This window comes from Crossiella sp. S99.2, assembly GCF_023094165.1.
In the GTDB taxonomy this organism is placed as follows: Bacteria; Actinomycetota; Actinomycetes; order Mycobacteriales; family Pseudonocardiaceae; genus Crossiella.
In genome coordinates this window covers 375195-397646 of the sequence record NZ_JALMDK010000001.1, presented here as the reverse complement: position 1 = coordinate 397646, position 22452 = coordinate 375195, and the positions used below count along the sequence as shown (strand labels likewise).

22 protein-coding genes, 1 tRNA gene and 1 pseudogene are annotated in these 22452 nt (G+C 69.5%); 16 read left to right on the top strand and 8 right to left on the bottom strand.

Annotated features, from left to right (window positions below; genetic code table 11):
- From MZC64_RS01880 to MZC64_RS01860, 5 genes are read left to right on the top strand one after another with little or no spacing between them, the layout of a single operon-like run.
- Positions 1-2676: a tetratricopeptide repeat protein gene (locus MZC64_RS01880; protein WP_247797653.1), complete on the top strand. Its 2676-nt coding sequence runs from the start codon at positions 1-3 to the stop codon at positions 2674-2676.
- Between the two features lie 12 nt (positions 2677-2688).
- Positions 2689-3957 carry a glycosyltransferase family 4 protein gene (locus MZC64_RS01875; protein WP_247755348.1) on the top strand — a complete coding sequence of 423 codons (1269 nt, stop codon included), beginning with the start codon at positions 2689-2691 and terminating at the stop codon, positions 3955-3957.
- Positions 3944-4654 (top strand): class I SAM-dependent methyltransferase, encoded by a 711-nt coding sequence (locus tag MZC64_RS01870; RefSeq protein WP_247755347.1) that lies wholly within the window; start codon positions 3944-3946, stop codon positions 4652-4654. Before MZC64_RS01875 ends, MZC64_RS01870 begins: the two co-directional genes overlap by 14 nt.
- Positions 4651-5646, top strand: coding sequence for a prenyltransferase/squalene oxidase repeat-containing protein (locus tag MZC64_RS01865; protein WP_247755346.1), 996 nt, complete (start codon positions 4651-4653; stop codon positions 5644-5646). The genes MZC64_RS01870 and MZC64_RS01865 overlap by 4 nt, the downstream gene beginning before the upstream one ends.
- On the top strand, positions 5643-6692 hold the full coding sequence (locus MZC64_RS01860) for a GTP-binding protein (RefSeq protein WP_247755345.1): 1050 nt from the start codon (positions 5643-5645) through the stop codon (positions 6690-6692). Before MZC64_RS01865 ends, MZC64_RS01860 begins: the two co-directional genes overlap by 4 nt.
- On the opposite strand, the gene MZC64_RS01855 is transcribed toward MZC64_RS01860, so the two are convergent.
- Positions 6677-8215 (bottom strand): hypothetical protein, encoded by a 1539-nt coding sequence (locus tag MZC64_RS01855; protein WP_247755344.1) that lies wholly within the window; start codon positions 8213-8215, stop codon positions 6677-6679. The two genes, MZC64_RS01860 and MZC64_RS01855, sit on opposite strands and share 16 nt — an antisense overlap.
- Positions 8216-8312: 97 nt before the next feature.
- Here MZC64_RS01855 and MZC64_RS01850 point away from each other — a divergent pair, with 97 nt between their 5' ends.
- The 5 genes and pseudogenes from MZC64_RS01850 (at position 8313) to MZC64_RS01830 (ending at position 12119) form a co-directional block, all read left to right on the top strand.
- Positions 8313-9029 carry a GAP family protein gene (locus MZC64_RS01850; RefSeq protein ID WP_247755343.1) on the top strand — a complete coding sequence of 239 codons (717 nt, stop codon included), beginning with the start codon at positions 8313-8315 and terminating at the stop codon, positions 9027-9029.
- A gap of 18 nt (positions 9030-9047) precedes the next feature.
- Positions 9048-9800, top strand: a pseudogene (locus MZC64_RS01845) (phosphotransferase); the annotation flags it as partial.
- Between the two features lie 216 nt (positions 9801-10016).
- Complete coding sequence (locus MZC64_RS01840; RefSeq protein ID WP_247756201.1) at positions 10017-10601, top strand: DinB family protein; 585 nt, start codon at positions 10017-10019, stop codon at positions 10599-10601.
- 72 nt (positions 10602-10673) lie between these two features.
- Positions 10674-11186, top strand: coding sequence for a hypothetical protein (locus tag MZC64_RS01835; RefSeq protein ID WP_247755342.1), 513 nt, complete (start codon positions 10674-10676; stop codon positions 11184-11186).
- 78 nt (positions 11187-11264) lie between these two features.
- Positions 11265-12119, top strand: a complete 855-nt coding sequence (locus MZC64_RS01830; protein WP_247755341.1) for a DUF4097 family beta strand repeat-containing protein — start codon at positions 11265-11267, stop codon at positions 12117-12119.
- A 301-nt stretch (positions 12120-12420) separates the two neighbouring features.
- Here MZC64_RS01830 and MZC64_RS01825 read toward each other — a convergent pair whose 3' ends face one another.
- Positions 12421-12687 carry a hypothetical protein gene (locus MZC64_RS01825; protein WP_247755340.1) on the bottom strand — a complete coding sequence of 89 codons (267 nt, stop codon included), beginning with the start codon at positions 12685-12687 and terminating at the stop codon, positions 12421-12423.
- 46 nt (positions 12688-12733) lie between these two features.
- Here MZC64_RS01825 and MZC64_RS01820 point away from each other — a divergent pair, with 46 nt between their 5' ends.
- From MZC64_RS01820 to MZC64_RS01810, 3 genes are read left to right on the top strand one after another with little or no spacing between them, the layout of a single operon-like run.
- On the top strand, positions 12734-13066 hold the full coding sequence (locus tag MZC64_RS01820) for a hypothetical protein (RefSeq protein ID WP_247755339.1): 333 nt from the start codon (positions 12734-12736) through the stop codon (positions 13064-13066).
- Between the two features lie 14 nt (positions 13067-13080).
- Positions 13081-13821, top strand: coding sequence for a WXG100 family type VII secretion target (locus MZC64_RS01815; RefSeq protein ID WP_247755338.1), 741 nt, complete (start codon positions 13081-13083; stop codon positions 13819-13821).
- Between the two features lie 10 nt (positions 13822-13831).
- Positions 13832-14233 (top strand): hypothetical protein, encoded by a 402-nt coding sequence (locus MZC64_RS01810; protein ID WP_247755337.1) that lies wholly within the window; start codon positions 13832-13834, stop codon positions 14231-14233.
- 299 nt (positions 14234-14532) lie between these two features.
- On the opposite strand, the gene MZC64_RS01805 is transcribed toward MZC64_RS01810, so the two are convergent.
- Entirely contained in the window at positions 14533-14913 is a 381-nt protein-coding gene (locus MZC64_RS01805) for a very short patch repair endonuclease (protein ID WP_247755336.1), read from the bottom strand.
- A 181-nt stretch (positions 14914-15094) separates the two neighbouring features.
- Between MZC64_RS01805 and MZC64_RS01800 the strand changes: the two genes are divergently transcribed.
- Complete coding sequence (locus MZC64_RS01800) at positions 15095-16366, top strand: DNA cytosine methyltransferase (RefSeq protein ID WP_247755335.1); 1272 nt, start codon at positions 15095-15097, stop codon at positions 16364-16366.
- Between the two features lie 75 nt (positions 16367-16441).
- Here MZC64_RS01800 and MZC64_RS01795 read toward each other — a convergent pair whose 3' ends face one another.
- The 3 genes from MZC64_RS01795 to MZC64_RS01785 form a co-directional block, all read right to left on the bottom strand.
- Complete coding sequence (locus MZC64_RS01795; RefSeq protein WP_247755334.1) at positions 16442-17389, bottom strand: NaeI family type II restriction endonuclease; 948 nt, start codon at positions 17387-17389, stop codon at positions 16442-16444.
- A 227-nt stretch (positions 17390-17616) separates the two neighbouring features.
- Positions 17617-17692: transfer RNA gene (locus MZC64_RS01790), tRNA-Lys, on the bottom strand.
- A gap of 47 nt (positions 17693-17739) precedes the next feature.
- A complete protein-coding gene (locus tag MZC64_RS01785) occupies positions 17740-18222 on the bottom strand; it encodes a GbsR/MarR family transcriptional regulator (RefSeq protein ID WP_247755333.1) in 483 nt (160 codons plus the stop codon).
- A gap of 228 nt (positions 18223-18450) precedes the next feature.
- On the opposite strand from MZC64_RS01785, the gene lysA reads away from it, so the two are divergent.
- Positions 18451-19791 carry a diaminopimelate decarboxylase gene (gene lysA / locus MZC64_RS01780; protein WP_247755332.1) on the top strand — a complete coding sequence of 447 codons (1341 nt, stop codon included), beginning with the start codon at positions 18451-18453 and terminating at the stop codon, positions 19789-19791.
- Here the strand turns inward: lysA and MZC64_RS01775 are convergent.
- Positions 19742-20677 carry a DMT family transporter gene (locus MZC64_RS01775; RefSeq protein ID WP_247755331.1) on the bottom strand — a complete coding sequence of 312 codons (936 nt, stop codon included), beginning with the start codon at positions 20675-20677 and terminating at the stop codon, positions 19742-19744. The genes lysA and MZC64_RS01775 overlap by 50 nt on opposite strands.
- A 78-nt stretch (positions 20678-20755) precedes the next feature.
- Between MZC64_RS01775 and MZC64_RS01770 the strand changes: the two genes are divergently transcribed.
- On the top strand, positions 20756-21346 hold the full coding sequence (locus tag MZC64_RS01770; RefSeq protein WP_247755330.1) for a superoxide dismutase: 591 nt from the start codon (positions 20756-20758) through the stop codon (positions 21344-21346).
- Here MZC64_RS01770 and MZC64_RS01765 read toward each other — a convergent pair.
- Positions 21343-22440, bottom strand: coding sequence for a hypothetical protein (locus MZC64_RS01765; protein WP_247755329.1), 1098 nt, complete (start codon positions 22438-22440; stop codon positions 21343-21345). The genes MZC64_RS01770 and MZC64_RS01765 overlap by 4 nt on opposite strands.
- Between the last annotated feature and the right edge of the window lie 12 nt (positions 22441-22452).

Sequence of the window (22452 nt, the reverse complement as noted above, 5' to 3'; positions counted from 1 at the left end):
GTGGGTGGGCGACTGGTGCTGGTGATCGGGTCTCAGACCGACGGCGGAGCGCGGCTGGAGGTGCTGCCCGGGGCGGCGCACAACCTCGCCGAGGTGCTCACCCATCCCGATCTCGGCCGCTGCCGACCCGCGTTGCCCGCCGGGCCGACCGTGCTCGATCCGACCTACCGGGAGCTGGACGCGGCCCTGCACGAGGCATTCCGGCAGGCCCACGACCAGCGCGCCACGTTGATCATCGCCTTCATCGGGCACGGCGACTTCACTGACGACGACTACTACCTGATGGCCAGGGACAGCACCGGCCCGGACTCCCAGGACGCGCTGCTGGTCGGCCAGCGGATCAAGGAGCTGCTGCGCCGCTACCCCGACCTGGACGGCCTGGTGCTGCTGATCGACGCCTGCCACGCGGCACTCGGTCTGGAGGCGGTGGCCAGGGACTGCCTGGCGCCGATCCGCCGCTCGCTCAGCCGGTTCGAGGTGCTCACCGCGGCCGATGAGGGCAAGGCGTACAACGCGTGCATGTCCCGGTCGCTGGCCGAGCTGGCGCGAACCGGGCACCGCGGCTACGGCGAGCACCTGCGGGCCCAGGACATCCGGGAACGGCTGCTCAGCTCCTGCGGGTACCAGCTTGCCCTGCACCTGTCCTTCAACGGCACCGACGAGGTGCCCGGCAGCGACCGCGGCCTGTGGCTGCTGGCCAACCGCGGCAGCCACTGGCAGGGCTCACCGCTGGCCGGCACCGCGTTCGTGCCGGTGGCCGAGGGTCTGCGCACCCGCCTGGTCCGGCGGCCGGTGGAGGCAGAGGTGTCCCAGGCACTGGCATCGGACGGGCGGTGCGTGCTGCTACACGGGCCCGCGGAGAGCGGGAAGTCGACGCTGCTGGCCGGGCTGCTCCAACCCGCGCACGCCGGACTGCTGCTCAGCGGCGGTGAACTGCTGGAGTCGATCGCCGGTGAGCTGCGCCGCCAGCTTGAGCTGACCCTGGACGGCTTCGCCGAGGCGGTGACCGGCTACTGGGATACCGTGCCGGACCAGGCAGGCGCCAGTGCGGACGCCTTCGAGCTGAACGTGCTCGGCCCGCTGCGGCGGCTGGCTCCCATTGCCGAAGTGCGGATCGTGGTCGACGGCATCGACAAGTTCGCCGACGGCAACCGGGACCGGCTGTGGGGACTGCTCACCCGCCTGCTCGACGAGCCGGAACTCGCCGCGGTGCGCGTGATCACCGCCGCGCGGAACCCACCGGCCGGACTGCCCGCGACCGTCGTCGTGGTGCCGCCGGCCACCGAGGCCGAGATCGACCAGGTGATCCGCTCGCACGAGGTGCCGGGGCACCGGGTGCCGCAGCTCGTGCGACAGGCCGGGCAGAGCTGGACCGCGGCCAGGCTGTTCAGCGAGGCCGTGCTCGCCGCGGGGATCTCCGCTGACGGCGCCCGGCTGCCGCGCGAGCTGACCGAGGCATTCGACGAACTGCTGCGCCGGGCGAAGATCAGGACTCCCGGCGCGATCGGCGAGCAGGGCCGGGACGTGCTGGCGCTGCTGACCGCGACGGGCCCTGGTCCGGTGCTGCCGATCACCGTGCTGGCCGCCGCACTGGGCCAGGAGATCGCCGAGGTGCGCACCGTGCTGGCCCGGCTGGACGCGATCATCGTGCGGGCACACCCCGGCGAGGACCACGAGCTGGTCGGCCTCGCCCTGCCCGCACTGGCCGACTACCTCGCCGACGGCGCCGTGCTCGGCGTGGACCCGGCGCTCGGGCACGCCCGGCTCGCCGAGGTCCTGGCCGGGGAACCTCGGCGCGGCACCCCGGCCGCGGACTACGCGCAGGCCGCCGAGGTCCGGCACCGGTGGCTGAGCGGGCGACATGCCGAGGCGCTGGACAGCCTGGACCAGCGCGAGGCGCGGATCCCGGCGGAACAGCGGGAACGCTGGAGCGCGCTGGCCCAGCTGGTCAGCGAGCACTTCGGCGCCGACCATCCACTCAGCCTGCGGGCCGAGGGCCGGGTGGCCACCTGGACGGCCAAGGCGGGCGATGCGGCCGCCGCGTTGCGCGCCTTCGGCTACCTGCTCGACCGGGTGCACGCGCTGTTCGGCCCGGCGCACGAGGAGGCGCTGAACCTGCGGGAGAACATCGCCTTCTGGACGCATGCGGGCGGGAATCCGGTGCAGGCCAAGGAGAACTACGACCAGTTGCGCGCCGACTGCCTGCGCCTGCTCGGCCCCGACCACCCGCAAACCCTGATGACCAGGCACGACCGGGCGGTGGTGCTCTCCGCGACCGATGGCCCGGAGATCGCGCTGACCGAGTTCCGGGCGGTGCTCCCAGCCCGCGAACGAGTGCTGGGCCCCACCCACCTGGACACTCTCCGTACCCGGACCAACATCCTGTACCGGGAGTCCGACGTACCGCACCCCCCCCCCGTCGCCTCTCGGTGGTCGGCTCTGGTCGCCGATCTCAGCAACACGGTCGGGGCGGACCACCCGGACACGCTCACTGTGCGTTGCTTCGCGGCCATGTTCCTGGCCAAGTCCGGCGAGGTCGGACCGGCGCTGGACCTGTTGCGGCAGCTGCGACCGCCGACCGAGCAGGTGTTCGGCCGGTGGCATCCGCAGCTGCGCAAGGTGGACGAGCAGCTCGACTTCTGGCGCCGGTTCGATGAGGAATCCCTTGGCGGGTAACGCGGTGGCGGCGTGACGCGACCGTTGCGGATCGCGCTGCTGAGTTACCGCGGCGCCCCGCATTCCGGCGGTCAGGGCGTGTACGTGCGACACCTCAGCCGCGAACTGCACGCACTCGGCCATGCCGTCGAGGTCTTCGCCGGTCCGCCCTACCCCGACCTCGATCCCGGCATCCCGCTCACCCGACTGTCCACTTTGGACATATTCGGCGAGCCGGACCCGTTCCGGTTACCGCCACTGCACCGGGTGCGCGGCCTGGCGGACTGGGTGGAGTACCTGGATTTCCGGTACCGCGGCAACTACCCGGAGCCGCTGTCGTTCTCGTTGCGGGCGCTGCCGGAACTGTCCGCACGCCGGGCCGAGTTCGATCTGGTGCACGACAACCAGGGGCTGGGCTACGGCTTGCTCGGCCTGCGCTGGCTGGGGTTGCCGCTGGTGGCCACCGTGCACCACCCGGTGGCGATCGACCGGGACTTCAAACTCGCCGCCACCACCGGCGCGGACCGGCTGGGCGCCCAGCGCTGGCACCGTTTCCTCGGCATGCAGGGCCGGGTGGCCAGGCAGGCCACCTCGGTGCTGACCGTGTCGGCGGCCGCGCGGGCGGCGATCGTGCGCCGGATGCGGGTGCCGGCCGAGCGTGTTTCCGTGGTGCCACTGGGCGTGGACCACTCGGTGTTCCGGCCGGGGACCGGGCCGAGGGTGCCGGGGCGGATCGTGGTCACGGCCAGCGCGGACGTGCCGATCAAGGGCCTGCGCACCCTGTTGGCCGCCGTGGCCCTGGTGCGGCAACGGATTCCGGCCGAACTCATCGTGGTCGGACGGGCCAAGGCGGACAGTCCGGCAGCGGCCCTGTTGGCCCACCCCGATCTCGCCGGGGCGGTGCGGTTCCAGCCCGATCTGTCCACCGAGCGACTCGCCGGGTTGCTCCGGTCCGCCGAGGTGGTCTGCGTGCCCTCGTTGTTCGAGGGCTTCTCGCTGCCCGCGGCCGAGGCGATGGCCTGCGGCACCCCGCTGGTCACCACCACCGCGGGCGCGCTGCCGGAGGTGGTGGGCCGGGACGAGCAGGCCGCGTTGCTGGTGCCGCCGGCGGACCCGGATGCACTGGCGGCGGCGCTGTGCCGGGTACTCGGCGATGCGGAGCTGCGGGCGCGGCTGGGCGCCGGTGGTGTGCGCCGGGCGGCCGAGTTGACCTGGCGGCGCACCGCGCTGGCCACCGTCGAGCACTACCAACGGGTTCTCCCTGATCCCGCCTGCCACCGGAGCGCACTTGCTGACCATTGACTTCGACCGGTTTCCCATCCGCGCCGGGCACCGGGTGCTCGACTTCGGCTGTGGCCAGGGACGGCACGCCTACGCGGCCTACCGGCGCGGCGGGCGGGTGCTGGCACTGGACCTGGACGGCGCGGTGCTCAAAGAGGTCAGGGACATGTTCGGCGCGATGGCCTACGTCGGTGAGGCCCCGCCGGACGCGACCGCGCACGCGGTGCACGGCGACGGCGCCGCGTTGCCGTTCCCGGACAACGCCTTCGACCGGATCATGGCCGCCGAGGTGCTGGAGCACGTGCCCGACGACAACGCGGTGCTCGGCGAGCTGGCCAGGGTGCTCGCCCCGGGCGGGCTGCTCGCGGTGACCGTGCCGCGCTGGCTGCCGGAGCGGATCTGCTGGGCGCTGTCCAGGGAGTACCACGAGGTCGAGGGCGGGCATGTGCGCGTCTACCGGCGGCGGGTGCTGCGGAAGCTGTTGCGCGGACACGGGTTGATCCCGATCGACAGCCACCACGCGCACGCGCTGCACATGCCGTACTGGTGGCTCAAGTGCGCGGTCGGGCCGAGCCGGGAGACCAGGCTGGTCCGGCGCTACCACGAGTTCCTGTGCTGGGACATCGAACGCGGCAACTGGGCCTCGCGCACCGCGGACCGGCTGCTGAACCCGGTGATCGGCAAGAGCCTGGTCGTCTACGCGGTCAAACCGGCATGACCCCGGAGGACCGCGCCGGCACCGCGCGCTGGATCCAGGCCATCCAGCGCGCGGACGGCTCGATCCCCTGGGACGACCACGGTCATCTCGACCCGTGGAACCACGTCGAGGCGGCGATGGGCCTGGACGCGGCGGGCTGCCATCCGGCCGCAGCGGCGGCGTTGCGCTGGCTGGCCGGGCAGCAACGGCCGGACGGCTCCTTCGCCACCGCCTACCAGGACGGGGTGGTCACCGACCCGCACGGCGACAGCAACTACACCGCCTACCTCGCCGTCGGCGTGCGGCATCACCTGCGGCACACCGGAAATCTCGCGCTGGCCAGGGAACTGTGGCCGACCGTGCGCGCGGCCGTGGAGTTCGTGCTGGAACTGCAGGCCCCGGACGGGACCATCGGCTGGCACCGCAGGCCGGACGGCAGTGTGTGCGCGCTCGCGCTGCGCGCCGGGTGCGCGAGCATCCACCACGCGCTGCGGTGCGCGATCGCCCTGGGCCACCGGCTGGGCGAGCCCACCGCGGACTGGTCGGCGGCCGCGGACCTGCTGCGCACCGCGGTGCTCGACGCCACCCTGTTCCTGCCCAAACCGCATTCGATGGACTGGTACTACCCGGTGCTGGGCGGCGCGGTCACCGGTGCGGCGGCGCGGGCCTGGCTGCTGGCCGACTGGCACCGGTTCGTGCAGCCCGGCCTCGGCGTGCGCTGCGTGCACGACCAGCCCTGGGTGACCGGCGGGGAGACCGCGGAGCTGGCCCTGACCCTGGCGGTGCAGGGCGATTCCGCGCGAGCCAGGGCGCTGCTGGCCGACCTGGCCCTGCTGCGCTGCCCGGACGGCGGGTACTGGACCGGCTACCAGTTCGCCAACCGGGTGCGCTGGCCGGACGAGCGCACCACCTGGACCGCGGGCGCGGTGTTGCTCGCCACCGCGGCGCAGGCAGGCGACCGTGCCACACTCGGCACGTTCGCCCCGGTCCCCGCCGAGAAGGAAACGTCGTGAGCAAGCAGCAGATCCCGGTCATCGTGGTCGCCGGATTCCTCGGCTCCGGCAAGACCACCCTGCTCAACCACCTGCTGCACAACAACAACGGCGCCCGGATCGGGGTGGTGGTCAACGACTTCGGGCAGGTCAACATCGACGCGATGCTGGTGGCCGGGCAGGCGGATTCGATGGTGTCGTTGTCCAACGGGTGCCTGTGCTGCGTGGCCGACACCTCCGAGCTGGACGAGTTGCTGGACCGGCTGGCCCGGCCGCAGGCGCGGATCGACGTGATCGTGATCGAGGCCAGCGGACTGGCCGAACCGCAGACGCTGGTGCGGATGGTGGTCACCAGCGAGAACCCGCGACTGGGGTACGGCGGGCTGGTCGAGGTGGTGGACGCGGTGGAGTTCGAGGCCACCCGGGAGCGGCATCCGGAGCTGGCCAAGCACCTGCGGCTGGCGGATCTGGTGGTGCTCAACAAGGTCGACCGGATCGACGACACCGAACGCCTGCTGCTGCTCAACGAGCTGGAGCACCTGGCGCCGGGCACGCCGATCCTGCCCACCAGCCACGGCCGGATCGACACCGCGCTGCTCTTCGACCACGAACCGCGGGCCGAGGACCTGTCCCAGCCACGCCAGCTCACCCTGGACGAACTGCTCCGCGAACACGACGAGGACCACTCGCACGAACACCTGCACACCGCCTACGACAGCGTGAGCTTCACCGAGTCCGCGCCGCTGCACCCAGGGCGGCTGATGGACTTCCTGCGGGACCGGCCGACCGGGGTCTACCGGATCAAGGGCTTCGTCCACTTCGGACTCCCGGAGCACGACCAGCGATTCACCCTGCACACCGTCGGCAGCCACCTCCAGGTGAGCCGATCTCCTTGGCCGCGCGGGGAGAACCGGCTCAACCAGCTCGTGCTGATCGGCGCCGAGGTGGACGCCGAGGAGATCCGGCGCAGGCTCGCCGACTGCGTGGACCCGGACCCGGCGAGCACCGAGGAGCGCAGCATGCTGCGCTTGCTGGCGGCGCTGGACGAGCCTCAGCCGGAGAACTGACCCAGCACCGCCTCGAACCGATCCAGCCAGTCGTGATCTGGGTGCCAGTTGTCCTCACCGCGAGCCAGCAACAGCACCCGCGCGGGGACGCCGGCCTCGGCGTAGGCGGCCAGTTTGTGGTGCCCGTCCAGCACCGCGCCGACCAGGAACCGCTCCGGGAACTCGGCCTCCACCCAGGTGTCCTCGATCCAGCCGAGCACCACCGCCGCGGGCCGCACCCCGGCCGCGATGGCCGCGCGGTGCCGGGCGACGGTGTCCGGGTCGAGCCGGGGCTGGGTGGGCAGCAGCACGCCGAAGGTCGGCATCGGCCCCGGAATGCGTTCCGGCAGCTGGAAATGCGCGACCCCCGGCCAGTCCTCCGCGGCCATGACCGCACCTTCGCGCTCCGCCCAGCGGCGCACCCACCAGGACTTCCCGGGATCGGTCACCCGCTGCACCGGCAGGTCGACCAGGTAGGCCCGGTAATGCCCGGTCGGCAACTCCCGGACCAGCGGCGCGAGCGCGGCCGGCACACCGTCCACCAGTGAGTCCACAGTGGACAGTGCAGTGCGCAGCCGGTCCGCCGAGGCGGCGGTGACCCGCTCCGGCCAGCCGAGCAGTCGCAGCATGGTCTGGCAGGTGTCGCAGTCCGAACTGACCTGGTACAGCGGCTGCCCGCCGACCAGCAGCGACCGGTTCCAGCGCGGCCAGGCCAAGCCCGGCGCCGGCGGGTCGTAGTCGAGCCGGATCCGGCCACGGCCCTCGTGCAGCTCGAACTCCGCCCGCCGCGGCCCAGTCACCAGCTCCCGGATCTCCGGCTCGGCCCGCACCGCCGGATCAACCTCGGACCACGTGCGCCACAACGCCTTCCTGGATTCCGCGGACGGCCCGGTCCACAGCGGCAGCAGCGGATCCCGGCCGGTCAGCCGCACCAGCGCGTGCAGCAGGTCCCCCGGCGCGTCCGCCTCCTTGAGCTGCCGCACCAGGTATGGCACCGCGGCCGGATCCCCGAGCAGTTCCAGCGCGACCACAAACGCGGTGTGCTCCAGCCCGTCCACCTTCCCGAGCCGCCGCGCGATCGGCTCGGTCCAGCGCCGATCTCCCAACCGCCCCAGGGCAATCGCCGCCGCGGCCCGCTTGCCCGCGGTGTCCAGCCGCTGCCCGAGGTAGTCGGCGAACCCGGGGTCCGCGGCGAGTCCCATCGCGTGCAACACCGGCTCGGCATCGCCAAGATCCGCCGCCAGCCGCCACAGCAGCTCGCCCGGCACCCGCAGCCCACCGCGCACCGCCGTGCCGAGCAGGTCGTGCGCGTCGTCACCGGTGTGCGCGGCGAGCAACCGCAGCAACGCGGGTCCGGCCGAGTCCCCGAGTTGCCCGAGCACCCAGGTCAACCGCCGTCGCTGCGCGGACTCGACCTCGGCGTATCGCGCCTCCGCGACCTGCACCAGATCCGGCGGCCCCACCTCGACCAACTCTCCCAGCCCGGTCCACGGATCCACCGCCGCGAGCGCCGCGTCCAACGCCACCCGAGTCGTCCCGGCCATCAACACCCCCAGTCGCCGACCAGCTGCTCCTCCGCTACCTCGATCACGCTTCGGAGGTGCCGCTGACGCGATAACATTACTTTGGGGGGAAACAAGAATGCTCGCTGTCACATTGTCCGTACTCGGCTTGGCCCTGGTGGACAGCATCAACCCGTCCGTCCTCGGCGTCACGCTGTTCCTGCTGCTCAAGCGGCATACCGGCCGGTCTGCCACGGTCCAGGTGCTGACCTACCTGTCCGCGGTGGCCGCCACCTACTTCACCCTCGGCGTGCTGCTGATGTTCGGGCTGACCGCGCTGTCCGGGCAGCTCGGCGACCTGTTCCGGAGCCCGGCCGCCTACGCGGTCATGGGTGGGCTCGGCGTGGGTTTGTTCGCCTGGAGCTGGCTGGATTCCAGCCGGGACAAGAAAAACCCGGACCGCCACCGCACCCGCAAGCCCCGGCTACCGATCACCGACCGCCTGCCCGCACTGTTCGGCCTCGGCCTGGCAGTCTCGGTGCTGGAGTTCTCCACCGCGCTGCCGTTCCTGGCCGCACTCGGCCTGATGACCAACAACGGCCTGCCGGTCACCGCCTGGCTGCCCCTGCTCGCGATCTACGTGCTGATCATGGTGCTGCCGGAACTGGTCCTGCTGGCCGTGCACCGCCTGCTCAGCGACACCCAGCGGGCGAAGCTGGAGCGCCTGCGGGACCGGCTGGCCGCCAACACCCGCAAGACCGTGCAGTGGATCGCCGCCATCGTCGGTTTCCTGTTGGCGCGCAACGCCGTCTTCTACTTCGCCGTCTTCTTCGGTTGGTATGCGCCGAAGTCCTGACCGGACCAGACTGGGCCGATGCGCCCCGAGGAGACCGCCGCCATCGAGACCGCGCTGGGCAGCCGGGTGCTGGCGAACCGCACCCTGGCCGGCGGCTTCTCGCACGAGACCTGCCTGCTCACGCTGACCACCGGCCAGGTCGTCGCCCGGCTCGGCGGACCGGACCCGGCGATCGAGGCCGCGGTGATGGCGGCGGCGCGTCCGCACGTGCCGGTGCCCCAGGTGCTGCTGGTCCAGCCCGGCACCGCCGCCACCCGGCCGGTCATGGTCATCGAGTACCGCACCGGCACCCTGCTCAGCCACGTGCTCGCGGACGACTCACTCACGCCAGCCGACCTGCGTGCACTCGGCGCCGAGGTGGGCCGGGTCGCCGCGGCCATCAGCACGGTGGAGTTCGACCGGCCCGGGTTCTTCGCCGACCCGCAACTCACCGTCCCCCCGGAACGCCCCTGGTCAGCGCAACTGCCGGAGCTGGTCGCGAGCTGGCTGACGAACACCCCGGACGCCCGCCTGGACCCCACCACCCGCGCAGCCTGGCTGGAGTTGTGCACCACGCACGCCCCGGCGCTGACCGCGGTCGACGACCAGGCCCGGCTGGTGCACTCCGACCTGAACCCGAAGAACATCCTGGTCAGCCGGACCAACCCGGGCTGGCGGGTGGACGCGGTGCTGGACTGGGAGTTCAGCTACTCGGGCTGCCCGTACGGCGACGCGGCCAACATGGCCCGCTTCGGCGCCGAGTACCCAACCGGCTTCCTGCCCGCCTTCCACGCCGCCTTCGCCGCACACCAGCCCGTCCCACCGCCCGTGAACTGGGCTTATCTCGGCCAGGTACTGGACATGTTCGCCCTCGGCGAGCTGGTCACCCGCCCGGCCCCGCACCCGATCGCGGACCAGGCAGCAGCCCGCATCCGACACCTGATCGAACATATGTTCGAGTTGTCCACAGACTTGTCCACAGCAGGGGATAACTCGGAGGCTGTACCCATGACCGAGCCGAAGGCAGACCTGCACCAGTACCTCCAGGCCGCCCGCGAGGCATTGCTGTGGAAGCTGGACGGACTCTCCGAGTACGACGTCCGCCGCCCACTGACCCCGACGGGCACGAACCTGTTGGGGCTGGTCAAGCACGTCGCGGGCTGCGAGATCGGCTACTTCGGCGTCACCTTCGGCCGACCGTTCCCGGCGGAGTTCCCCTGGCTGACCGATACGGCCGAGCCCAACTCGGACATGTGGGCGACCGCGGCGGAGTCCCGCGCGGAGATCATCGGGCTCTACCGCCAGGTGTGGGCGCATTCGGACGCGACGATCAACGCGCTGGACCTGGAGTCGACCGGCCTGGTGCCACATTGGCCCACCGAACGTGCCACGCCGACCCTGCACCGAGTCCTGGTGCACATGATCGCCGAGACCCACCGGCACGCCGGCCACGCGGACATCGTGCGTGAGTTGATCGATGGCACCAGCGGCCTGCGTGCGGACAACGACAACCTGGCACCGGGCGATCGGGCCTGGTGGGCGGGCTACCGAGACCGACTGGAGCAGGTGGCCAAGGACGCCGGCGAGTGCTGATGGCACACGTCTGACACCAGGCCACGCCAAACACGACTTGCACTGGTGCCATTGTGGTGCCATTGTGGTGCCATGGACCTGACGCCCTACGTCGAGAACCTCCGCAACGAGCTGGCGGTGGCCGCCGAAGCCGGCGGCGCGGAAGCTCGGGCGCTGGCAGATCGGCTCAGCGCTCCGCTGGACTCAGCGGTGCGATTGACGCTGCTCGAGGCGCTGTCGACGGCCGCGGACGAGATCACCAGGGAGCTGGCTCCCGGGTCGGTCGACCTGCGACTGCGCGGTGGTTCGCCCACGTTCGTGGTCACGCCGGCACCTGGGGGTGTGGCGCTCGAGGACGTGACGCGGCAGCACGATGGTGCCACCGGTGTGCCATCGGTGGCACCAGAGGGCGATGACGGTCCCATGTCGCGGATCAACCTGCGACTGGCGGAACAGCTCAAGACCCGGATCGAGGAGGCCGCGGGCCGCGAACGGCTCTCGGTCAACGCCTGGCTGGTCCGGGCCGCCGCCGCGGCACTGGAGCCGGAACCCCCGGCTCGCCGCAGTGCGGACTTCGGCCAGAAGTTCACCGGCTGGGTGCGCTAGCCCCACCCGGTTCCAGCTCCACCCCACACGTTCCCCACCTGTGGGAACGCTCATCAACGACCCTGGAAGGGCACAGCCATGCCTATTTTCGACACTCCCGCCCCGATCACCGTCGAACTGTCGCTGATCTCGGCCAACATCCGGATCAACGCCACCGACCGCATCGACACCGCGGTCGAGGTGCGGCCGAGCACGGAGAGCAGCAAGAAGGACGTCGCCCTCGCCGACCTGACCGAGGTCCGCTTCAGCAACGGCACCCTGGTGGTGAAGACCCCCAAGCCGAAGCCGCTGCTGGGCGGCCGCGGCAGCATCGACGTGGTCATCGACCTGCCCGCAGGCTCCCGGCTGCGCGGCGACTCCGCCATCGCCGACCTGCGCGCCACCGGCCTGCTCGGCGAATGCCGGTTCAGCATCGCCAGCGGCGACCTGGAGTTCAACCAGACCGGCCCGCTGAACCTGAACACCACCAGCGGCCGGATCTCGGTCGAGCACGCCACCGGCCACGCCGACATCACCACCGGCTCCGGCGAGGTGTGGCTGCACCAGATCGACGGCACCGCCGTGATCCGCAACTCCAACGGCCCCACCACCATCGGCGACATCACCGGCGACCTGCGAGTCAAGGTCGCCAACGGCGACACCACCATCCACCGCGCCCAGTCCACCGTCGCGGTGAAGTCAGCCGCCGGCAACATCCGCCTCAACGAGGTCGTCCGAGGCTCAGTCGTCCTGGACACCAACGTCGGCGACCTGGAAGTCGGCATCCGCCAGGGCACCGCCGCCCACCTCGACGTCAGCGCCCTGACCGGCCGCCTGATCAACGAACTCGCCACCACCGGCGGCCCCGAAACCAACGACGAAATCGTCAAAATCCAAGCCCGCACCCTGGCCGGCAACATCCGAGTCCACCGCACCCAGCCACAGACCGTGTGACGCGAGGCGGCCCTGGAATTCGCCATACCGCACACGGCGAACCAGTTCGTCACCGTGGACGCCTAGTGCCTACGCGACAAAGGGCTCGTCACGGAAGATGCCGGTAACCACGGAACTGGTCGATCGACTACTCGGCGACCCCCACCGTGTAGCACGAATCAGGAGGCCAAGGCCGAACTCCGAGCAATGCCGCCTCCTGCGAAACTGGTTCCCCGACTGGCTGAATTCGCAAGCTGAACACGCCGACCAGACCCACAAAACCCTCAGGCTGCAGGCCTGGGGTTTTGTGCTGAGTAAGACCTCAGGGCGGAAGGTAGATCAGGCACAATGCGGCCACGACCAGAGTCAATGCACTTGAGGCGATAAACCAGGCTGAACTGCGCTTGTCTGCAGCACGCCAGGCCATGACAGCCAGGACTGACGCGATACCCCCAATGCTCGCGGCAACAATCGTGTCCACACGGGGGACAAAGAACGCGAGCAAGACCATCAGAAGCGCGAAAAGCAGGATGGCGATCCACAGCTGTTCACGGAAACGCCGCCACACGTCTGAGTTCTCGTAGTCCACCGGTTGACGGTACCGTAGCCAGGAGCAGAGCCACAGGGGAGGAACCGTGGGCTTCAAAGCTGACTACCGCATGATCGATGGGTACCGCCAGCTAATCAGACAGGCTTGGGACGACACCCAGTCCGCGCAGTCCTACGTCAACCAGCACTGCGACGTGCCGTTCGAGGACCAAGGATGGCTTCGCCTACTCGGTGACGCGCACAAAGGCGCGCAGGATGCGGTTAGCGATCTTCTTCAGCGAGTGCATTCCGTCGTGAACGCCGCACACGGTGAACTGACCGGTGTCGTCGACTACTACCGGACCACCGACGCCGGTAATGCGGAGACCGTCGACCGGACGTACCCGAAGGTCGATCGCGGCCAGCCAGGCCCGAAGTAGCAGGGGGAGCGTTCATGACTCAGGCCAGCGTCGGAAACGCCAGCGCTGCGACCCATCTCGTTCCGCCGGGCAAGCCCGAGGAGTTCGACGACCCACTGAAGATCATCAACGCCATCTCGGACGGCCTCAGCCCATCGTGGTGGCTCAACGAGATCCTGGCCGCCACCATCGGTGTGAACCCGTTGCAGGAACTGACAAACCAGCTCACCGGCGACTGGGAGAGCTACGCCCGGTGTGCGGCCGCCTGGGAGTCACTGGGCAAATGCATGAGCGCGGTCAGCGAAAGCCTGCAACGTGGCCTCGGTCCGCTGGACAGCGGCTGGCAGGGCAACGCCGCTGACAGCGCACAGGTCTACTTCCGGGACCTGTCCAAGGCGATCAGCGAGAAGCAGCAGATCCTGCATCAGCTGCACGAGGAGTACCTGACCGCGGCCCGGGGCGCCTGGGAGTTCGCGAAGGCCGCTGGTGATGTCATCAAGGACCTCCTGGACGCCGCGATCATCGCCGCCATCGAGGTCGCCGCCGGGGCGGCACTGGGCTGGACCGGTGTCGGCATCGCCATTGCCTGGGCACTTGCGGCGCTGGAATGCGCCAAGATCGTGAAGCTGTGGGCTGATTTCGTCAAGCTGCTCAACACCGCGCAGAAGGTCATGTACGGAGTGCACGGTGCGGTCACTACCGCGACCGGATTGCTCGGGAACGTCAAGAGCATCCCGTTCCCCGAAACCACCTACAACCACCCAGCCGTGAACTGAAGGTGCCGCCGTGCCCCACGACAACGACCCCTTGCTCGACATCGCCAAAGACCCAGTCCGGGCCCAAGCCCTGCGTCAGTCCCTGGAACGCCTGGCCGGCGGTGCGGGCGGCTCAGCACTGGCCGACATGGCCAGCGATGTGCTGGCTGGCCGCACCGACCTGCGCAGCGCGGTCCTGTCCGGGACGTATACGGAGGCCCTGAACTCCCGGATGCAGCAGTTCAGTTCCTGGTACCAGAACCTGTCCGACCAGGAGAAGGAAGAACAGGCTGAACGGGCCAGGGCACACCTGGAGCAACTGCGGCAGGGCGACCAGCCCGAGCCACCTGATCCTCCGCGCAGGCCAGGCCCGCCAACGGACGACGACAGTGACGATGAACCGCCAGCCACCTTCCTGCGAGATGCCTGGTAGCTGATACGGCCGACGAGCCGTGCCTGCCGCGGCCGCGCTTCAGCCCGCTGGACCGTGCACAGTCCAGCGGGCTACGCACAACTCACCCAGCACGCCGCTACCGTCCCACCACTGCGAGGTCCGGCCTCGTGCAATGGCTGGACAGTAGCGGCCAGCGGTCACGTCGCATCTGCGCGTGGCCAGCCGGATCGCGCGATTCTTGTTGCCGTGCAGCAGTTTCCGGCGCCGCTGGTCTCCAGTCGCGAACGGACGGGGCAGGCTAGCAGCGGCATTGTCGGGGCCCAGGTCTAACGTCGAACTCATGTTCGATTGCGCACCAACCCGGCTACGGCAGCGACCGCGGACTCCAGCGGCTCGTGCTCCCAGAACCGGGCGACAGTCCAGCCCGCCGCAGCGAGGGCCTCGTTCGCGGCCCGATCACGTTCCACGTTCCGCCGGAGCTTGGGCGTCCAGTACCACTCGTTCCGGGTCGGCTCTCGCCCGTGCACTGGACACACATGCCAGAAGCAGCCGTCAACGAAGACGGCCACTTTGCGTGCCGTGAACACGATGTCCGGCCGCACCCGCACTCCGTCGTCAAGCCGCAGCAACAGGTCCTTCCGGAAGCGGAGGCCGAGCCGGTGCAGGGCACTGCGCAACCGGACCTCGGGCTTGGTGTCCACGCGGCGATTCGCCTGCATGTTGCGGGACCGCCCCTTGTTGAGCGGCACCGGACGGCGTCTTGCCTCCTCCGCTCCTAACCGAGGTTGAGCAAGCCCGTCATCAGACACAAGAACTCCACTCCCGCAGGGTCCAGCCGCCTGAGGCAAGATACAGCCCGATGGGCGCTCCCCGGCCCTGTCTGTCCTGGAAGGAACACCGTTGGCTAAGGACGAAGTCCACGAAGTTATCGAGATCTGCGCCGGAGCAGGGGGCCAGGCTCTGGGGCTCGAGAAGGCTGGCTTCAAGCACAGGCTGGCCATCGAGCTGGATCCGAACGCATGCGCGACCCTCAGGGCAAACCGGCCGGATTGGGACGTCCGCCAAGGCGATGTGGCTGATCCCGAAAACTGGATACCCAAAGAGCAGACGGGTACCCATCACGGAGTTTCACTTCTAGCTGGCGGCGTTCCTTGCCCCCCGTTCACCATCGCAGGCAAACAGCTAGGGGCAAGCGACGAGCGGGACCTCTTCGCCTGGGCAGTGGAGAAGGCAAAGGAACTCCAACCCAAGGCAGTCATGCTCGAGAACGTCCGCGGCCTGAGTCTGCCGCGATTCGCCGGGTACCGTCAACACGTGCTGGAAGAACTCGAGAACGCCGGGTACATCGCCCACTGGGAACTCCTGCACGCCTCTGATTATGGCGTACCCCAACTCCGCCCAAGGTTCGTACTAGTCGCCCTACAGAAAGAGTACGCGCCATACTGGCAATGGCCAGAAAAGAGTTCTGGAATAGTCACAGTGGGAGAGACTCTTCGCATTCTAATGGGCTCCAACGGCTGGGACGAAGACAAACTGGAAACCTGGGTTGCCAATGCCTCCAAGATTGCCCCCACAATTGTAGGGGGATCCAAGAAGCACGGCGGCGCAGACCTCGGACCAACGCGGGCAAAAAGGGCCTGGGCGGAGATGCATGTGGACGCCATGGGCGTAGCAGACAGTCCTCCCGCTCGCGGAACCGATCCCAAACCTGGCCCTAAGCTGACTACCGAAATGGTAGCCCGCCTGCAGGGCTGGCTAGGAAAATACGATCAGTGGACTTTCACAGGCAAAAAAACATCGCGCTACCGGCAAATTGGAAACGCATTCCCGCCACCAGTCGCCCACGCTCTCGGAAATAGCATCATGAGCGCCCTGAAAAAGGAGGGAACCGAGCGAATCATTCTCTTGCCGCAACATGATCCGATCTCAAAGGTTCTTCGCAAGTCCAAGAAACCTTTGACTGCGGAGCAGCTCATGCTACAAGCCGGGGTAAGCCTGACCGTAGGCGAATTCGAGCGTCGCATCACCTTGCTAGCTAAAGACTTCGACATGAAGATCGAAACCTCGAAGAGCGGCAAGGTCACCTACGAGCTGGGCGACTTCCAGGCCTTCCTCGGGCAGGACGAACACATCAGGAACGAGAAGTTCCAGAAGAGCCGGACCATCAGCTAACCGCCGAGAGAGCACCTGCAGCGATCATTCGGGGTATCGCGACAGGTGCTCCCGAGAGCGACCAACGGTATGAACCTAGTCCCTCACGCTGCCGCGAGGCACCACGGGCGCCGGGACAACAGGATCCCTGGATTCAGCGAGCCGCCATCGCCGACCTTCGATCTCAGCCGCCGGGCGAGGATCATCCTCCCGCGCCGGAACCACCCGCGCTGACACCAGCTCGCCTTTCATCGGCCTGGGCAGGGAAAGTGCCTGAGCGACATCGGGATCGTTATCCTGATGTCCCAGCACCAGAATTCCCTCTGGCCGGAGCTTGTCACGGGCGCCTCCATTACTACGCGCCCGCTTCATGAAATCGTCCTGCTGTGCAACGGTCGCCAGTACTGCCCTGCGCACAATACGCCGCTGCACACTCCGGAACAGTTCACATACCCGCGCCTGACCATGCTGGTTCCCGCGCCTGGCCTTAGCATCCAGGATACGCGAACGCACCTCACCCGGAAGGTGCAGGAGAAGATTCTCGTCCAGCCTCCCGTGTCCGAGCCAAAGCGGCGTGATCTGCGCACGCCCCTCCTGGCTCAGCCGCCCCTTCAGATCGCGGTTCGTCGAGCCGGTCATCAGCTTACGCTCTACCCTGATGAGCCCGGCCGACCACGAGCTTGTGGAATCATCGGCCCACATCAGCAGGCAGAGATGCCCGACAGACTCAGGTGGCAACATCCAGCCGCCAAACTTCATCGAGAACTTGCAGTCGACCTCGATGCCATCGATCGAATAGTCCGTTACATTACCGTCATCGAATTTGAACTCCCGATGGAGATTGATCTCGACCAGCGTGCCCATGTGCGTTTTCTCAGTCTTATGCAACTGACCATAAGCCCACCGGCCAGTGTGCTGGCCGTCATATAGCTGGTCGAGGGTATCCCGAAGGACAGCGGCGGTCCGATTACCATCAGGATCCCATTCGTACAACGCGCCAACAACGCGCTGCAACTCAGCATCGCCACTACCCGGAATCATCATCCAGTCTTCCCTCCAGTCTGGCGGGGATCGTCCCATGCCGGCCCGCACACCGGAACCGACCACGACCCAGCGCCGGAGTGGTGGATGCCCCGGGACAGGGCGACGGGGCACGCGGGCTCCGGGGTTCAGCGATCCGCCGTCGGCTCAGACTCACCAGGACGGCTGTCTTGCCAACTCCCGGTCGGGGTCCCGGCACGCAAAACCCCCAGGCCAACGACCTGGGGGTTTGGTGGGCCGCGTGGGACTCGAACCCACAACCCGCGGATTAAAAGTCCGCTGCTCTGCCAGTTGAGCTAGCGGCCCGGGGACACTCTACCGATACCGGGCTGGGGCGTGCGTCGTGGTTACGGTCACGGGGGGCTGGGGCGTTGCCAGTTGGCCAGCAGGGTGGGGAGTTCGGTTTGCAGGAACTCGAAGAAGTCCCTGGTGAGTTCCAGGCGGTGGCCTGCGGGGGTGGTGGGGCCGACGGCCTGGATGCCTTCCTTGACGCTTTGGACCCAGCGGGAGATCTGCTGTTCGCGGCGCATCAGGGACTCGAACCACAGGTCGTCGCGGACTCGGTAGTGGTCTCGGCGGGCGCCGGGGGAGCGTTCCTTGGTGGCCAGGCCGATGTCGGTCAGGTAGCGGACGCCTCCGCTGACGGCGGCGGGGCTGATCTGCAGGTGGGTGGCCAGGTCGGCGGCGGTGCGGGTGCCGTCGTCGCTGGCGAGCAGGCTGGCGAAGATCCGGGATGGCATGCGGGGCCAGCCCGCGTCGGTGAGGACCAGGGCGAAGCGTTCCACGAAGCGGGCCACTGCTGCCTCGTCCCTGGCGGGCGGGGTGGGACCGGTCATGTACGCCATCCTCTCCGTCACCCCCTTGACCTGCCGGTTTAGTTTAGCTGTTTCAGGAAGATGTGAAGCTAGTGCGGTGTGGTGGGGGCCACCTGGCGCGTCAGGGTTGCGGAAACGTGGCTGGGCGGGGCGTCAGGGGCGCGTAGGGACGGCTGACGGCGGGGGCTGGGCGGCGTTTTCTCGTCATTGGCGGGCAACGTGCCCGTGACAGTGCCCGCGGAGGCCGTCGTGACTCTGGAGTACCTCATACCGTCGCTGCACCGTTCGCTGCGCTCGCACCTGGAGCCGGGGATCTGGCCTGCGGGTACCGAACTGGGGCCGGACAACGACCTGGTGGTGGGGGGTGTGTCGCTGCGGCGGGTCGCGGCTGACTTCGGAACCCCGTCCTATGTGCTGGATGAGGCCCAGGTGCGGGGGCGGTGCCGGGACTATCGGGCCGCGCTGCCGGACATGGAGATCGCCTACGCGAGCAAGGCGCTGCTCACCAAGGCCGTGGCGCGGTGGGTGCGGGAGGAGGGGCTTTCGCTGGACGTGTGCTCGGCGGGGGAACTCGCCGTGGCGCGGGCCGTGGACTTCCCGGCGGAGCGGATCATCCTGCACGGCAACGCCAAGACGCCGGAGGATCTGAAGGCGGCGGTGGGGTACGGGGTTGGGCGGGTGGTGCTCGACTCCTTTGACGAGATCGAGCAGCTGGGTGCGCTGGCGCGGTATCCGCAGCAGGTGCTGGTGCGGGTGACGCCGGGCGTCGACGGGCACACGCACAAGGCGATCGCCACTGGGGTGGAGGACCAGAAGTTCGGGTTCTCGCTGGCCAGTGGGGCCGCGGCGGAGGCGGTGCGGCGGGTGCTCGGGCAGCCGAACCTGCACCTGGCCGGGTTGCACTGCCACATCGGCTCGCAGATCGGGCGGGTGGCCGGGTTCGAGCTGGCGGCGCGGCGGATGGTCGCCTTGCTGGCGGCGATCCGGGATGAGCACGGGATGGTGTTGCCGCAGTTGAACATCGGCGGTGGGCACGCGGTGGCCTACCTGCCGGGCGAGGACGAGTTCGACCTCCAGGGCTTCGCGGCGCGGATCCGGTGCGCGGTGAACTACGAGTGCTCGGCGCACGGGCTGCCGGCGCCGCGGCTGGTGGTGGAGCCGGGGCGATCACTGGTCGCGCGGGCCGGGGTGACGCTGTACCGGGTGGTCGTGGTCAAGGACGTGCCAGGGGTGCGGACCTTTGTCGCGGTGGACGGCGGGATGAGCGACAACCTGCGGCCCTCGCTCTACGGTTCCCGTTACGCGGTAAGGATGTTCGGCCGGGCCAGTCAGGCCGCGCCGCGCACGGTGACCGTGGTCGGGCGGCACTGCGAGGCCGGGGACATCATCGCCAAGGACGTGCAGCTGCCCGGTGACATCCACAGCGGCGACCTGCTGGCGGTGCCCTGCTCGGGCGCCTACCACCACTCGCTGGCGTCCAACTACAACCTGGTCGGCAGGCCGCCGGTGATCGCGGTGGCCGACGGGCGGTACCGGCCGATCATCCGGCGGGAGACGGATGAGGACGTGCTGGCTCGGGATCTGGGCTGAGTCGCACGGTGCTCCCTCGGCCGGTGCGTTCGCGCCAGCCGAGGGCGGTCACCGCCAGCACCAGCAGGCCGAAGCCCAGCCACTGGGTGCCGGACAGGTGCGCGCCGAGCAGGCCGACGCCGATCAGCGCGGCGGTGGCCGGGAAGGCCAGTTCGGCCAGGGTGGCTCGGGTGGCCGGGGTGTTGCGCAGGCCCAGGTAGTACAGGCTCAGCGCGAGCAGGCCGGGCACGATCGCGAGCAGCAGCAGGGCGGGCGCGTTCGCCCAGTCCACCAGGAACGGGGCGCCCTGACCGGCCACCACCACCGCGGTCGCGGGCAGGCCGATGGTGAAGCGCAGCACCGTGACGTCCCACGGGCGCAGGTCGGCGCTGACCAGCCTGCCGAGCACGGTGCCGCCAGCCCACAACGCGGCCGCGCCGAGCGCGAGCAGCGCCGGGACCGCCGCGCTGACCTGCACCCGCAGTGGATCAGGGAAGCTCAGCAGCCAGGCGCCAAGCAGGGCGGGCACCGCGAAGTACAGGTAGTGCGCGCGGGGGCGTTCGCCGAGTAGCGCGAAGGCAGCCAGCAGCACGAACACCGGCTGGAACTTCTGCAGCACCAGCGGGGTCACTGGATCGCCGTAGCGGAAGGCGGCGGTGAACAACGCGGTCGCCACCGCCGAGGAGCCGACGCCGATCACCAGCACCGCCACGCGCCGCGGCCAGCTCAGCCCGGCGAAGGCACGCAGTGCGCGCGGCACCCAGGGCAGCAGCAGGGCCACCACGATCAGGTGCTCCCAGAAGACCACCGTGGCCGAGGGCAGCGCCTGCGCGAGCGGCTTGCGGAGCAGGGCGTCCGTGCCCCACAACGCCGCGGCCAGCGCCACCAGCCAGGTCCGGTCCCGCATTCCTGCCCCCATATCAACCCGCCATACCATCGCTGCCTGCCGCTGCCGGAACTCACCGACCGTGCCAGGGTGAGCACCATGCGACGTCTTCCCCTTGCCGCGACCGGCGTCGCGGCAGTGTTGGTGCTGACCACCGGCAGCACGGCGCCCGCAGGCGCCGATCCGGTCAACTCGCTCTCCACCGATTCCATTCCCGTGCTCACCGTCGGCCGCTTCGCGCCCTATGCCGAGGGCGCCAAGGCCGTCACCCACGACCCCAAGCTGGTGCCGGTAGGCGCGGGCGTGACGGTCGCCGCGACCCACGTCCGGCGCGGCGGCACCCTGGTGCTGCTCGGGGTGCGCGGGCTGGTGCCCGGCCGCACCTACGGCGCGCACGCGCACACCAAGCCGTGCGGGGCGGCGCCCGCCGACTCCGGACCGCACTACCAGAGCGTGCTCGACCCGGTGCAGCCCTCGGTCGATCCCAAGTACGCCAACGCCTCCAACGAGATCTGGCTGGACTTCACCACCAACCGGCACGGCGTGGCGCTGAGCAAGACCGTGGTGCCCTGGCACTTCGGCGAGCGCAGGGCCAAGTCCGTGGTGATCCACTTCGAGAAGACCAGTACGCACCAGGGTCACGCCGGTACCGCCGGAGCGCGGCTGGCCTGCGTGAACGTGGACTTCTAAATCGAACCCAGCAACTTCGGCACGATCTGCTCGGCCAGAGCCTTCTCCAGGCCGCGACGGGCCTCGTCGGTGCGGTTGTCGCCCAGTGCCATCAGCCGCACCGCGAGCAGGTTGTCCATCTTGTCCCGCAGCAGCACCCCGGTGCCGCTGAGCACACTGCCCACCTTGGCCGGCCGGCCCGCGACGGTGATCGCCGTGCCGTTGTACAGCCCGCCGTCCAGCTTGGTGGACAGGATCTGGATCCACACCGTGTGCGCGCCGCCCTTGAACGGCTCGCCGCCGGAAATCGTGCAGTCGCCGCCGTAGGTGAGCTGCCGCTCGCGCACCGGCGCGCCCAGGATGGTCTGGAACATCTCGTCGGTGGCCGCGGTGCACAGCGCGGCGGCGCGCTGCGGGTGCGGCAGGTCGACCACGGCGCCGTCGGCGGGCGGCGGGAACGGGGTGAACGGTAGCGCGCCCTTCTCCCCCGGCGCCGGCGCGGCCGGGCCGGGCTTGGTCAGCTCGACGAGCAGCCTGCCCGCAAGCTCGTGCAGCACCTGCCGGGCCGCCTTGGGCGGGTTGTTGCCGGGGGTGGCGGTCAGGTGCAGGGTGCCCTTGGGCACCGCGTCCTCGCTGTTGCCGTACTTCTGCTGGTCCAGTTCCTGCTCGCCGAAGTGGTTGAACGGCACGCAGAGCACCTCGCCGCCGGAGTTGGTGCTCACCGCGGTCGCAGCCCGGCCCTGCACGTCGACCTGCTGCGGATTGGGCAGCGTCTTGCACGGCTGCTGCCAGCTCAGCGCCGCGTACACGCTCTGGTGCCCGCCCTCGATCAGGCAGCCACCCCGCTGCGACCACCGGCTCTGCACCGGCCCGCCCAGCACCGTGGACCAGTCCGCCGCGGACAGCGCGCCGCAGAGCAGCTGACCGGTCGGCTCCGGGTTGAGCAGGGACACCAGCTCGCCACCGGGCGAGGGGACCTTGCGCGCCGCGGAGCCACGCTTGTCGTAACCCTCGACCGGGTCGCCCGCCTCGGCCACGCCACCCACCTTGGTGCACCCGGCCAGCAGCGCGGTGGCGGCCAGCAGCAGCGCGCCGATACGGCGGGCGTTGGTCATCAGTCCTCCATT

Bases quoted from the DNA above. Each gene is read 5' to 3' on its own strand.
- MZC64_RS01835 (WP_247755342.1), top strand. From the start codon at position 10,674: ATGGACCTGACGCCCTACGTCGAGAACCTCCGCAACGAGCTGGCGGTG.
- MZC64_RS01765 (WP_247755329.1), bottom strand. From the start codon at position 22,440: ATGACCAACGCCCGCCGTATCGGCGCGCTGCTGCTGGCCGCCACCGCG.
- MZC64_RS01855 (WP_247755344.1), bottom strand. From the start codon at position 8,215: ATGGCCGGGACGACTCGGGTGGCGTTGGACGCGGCGCTCGCGGCGGTG.
- MZC64_RS01850 (WP_247755343.1), top strand. From the start codon at position 8,313: ATGCTCGCTGTCACATTGTCCGTACTCGGCTTGGCCCTGGTGGACAGC.
- MZC64_RS01815 (WP_247755338.1), top strand. From the start codon at position 13,081: ATGACTCAGGCCAGCGTCGGAAACGCCAGCGCTGCGACCCATCTCGTT.
- MZC64_RS01770 (WP_247755330.1), top strand. From the start codon at position 20,756: ATGCGACGTCTTCCCCTTGCCGCGACCGGCGTCGCGGCAGTGTTGGTG.
- MZC64_RS01775 (WP_247755331.1), bottom strand. From the start codon at position 20,677: ATGCGGGACCGGACCTGGCTGGTGGCGCTGGCCGCGGCGTTGTGGGGC.
- MZC64_RS01865 (WP_247755346.1), top strand. From the start codon at position 4,651: ATGACCCCGGAGGACCGCGCCGGCACCGCGCGCTGGATCCAGGCCATC.
- MZC64_RS01840 (WP_247756201.1), top strand. From the start codon at position 10,017: ATGACCGAGCCGAAGGCAGACCTGCACCAGTACCTCCAGGCCGCCCGC.
- MZC64_RS01830 (WP_247755341.1), top strand. From the start codon at position 11,265: ATGCCTATTTTCGACACTCCCGCCCCGATCACCGTCGAACTGTCGCTG.
- MZC64_RS01795 (WP_247755334.1), bottom strand. From the start codon at position 17,389: ATGATGATTCCGGGTAGTGGCGATGCTGAGTTGCAGCGCGTTGTTGGC.
- MZC64_RS01785 (WP_247755333.1), bottom strand. From the start codon at position 18,222: ATGACCGGTCCCACCCCGCCCGCCAGGGACGAGGCAGCAGTGGCCCGC.
- MZC64_RS01805 (WP_247755336.1), bottom strand. From the start codon at position 14,913: ATGCAGGCGAATCGCCGCGTGGACACCAAGCCCGAGGTCCGGTTGCGC.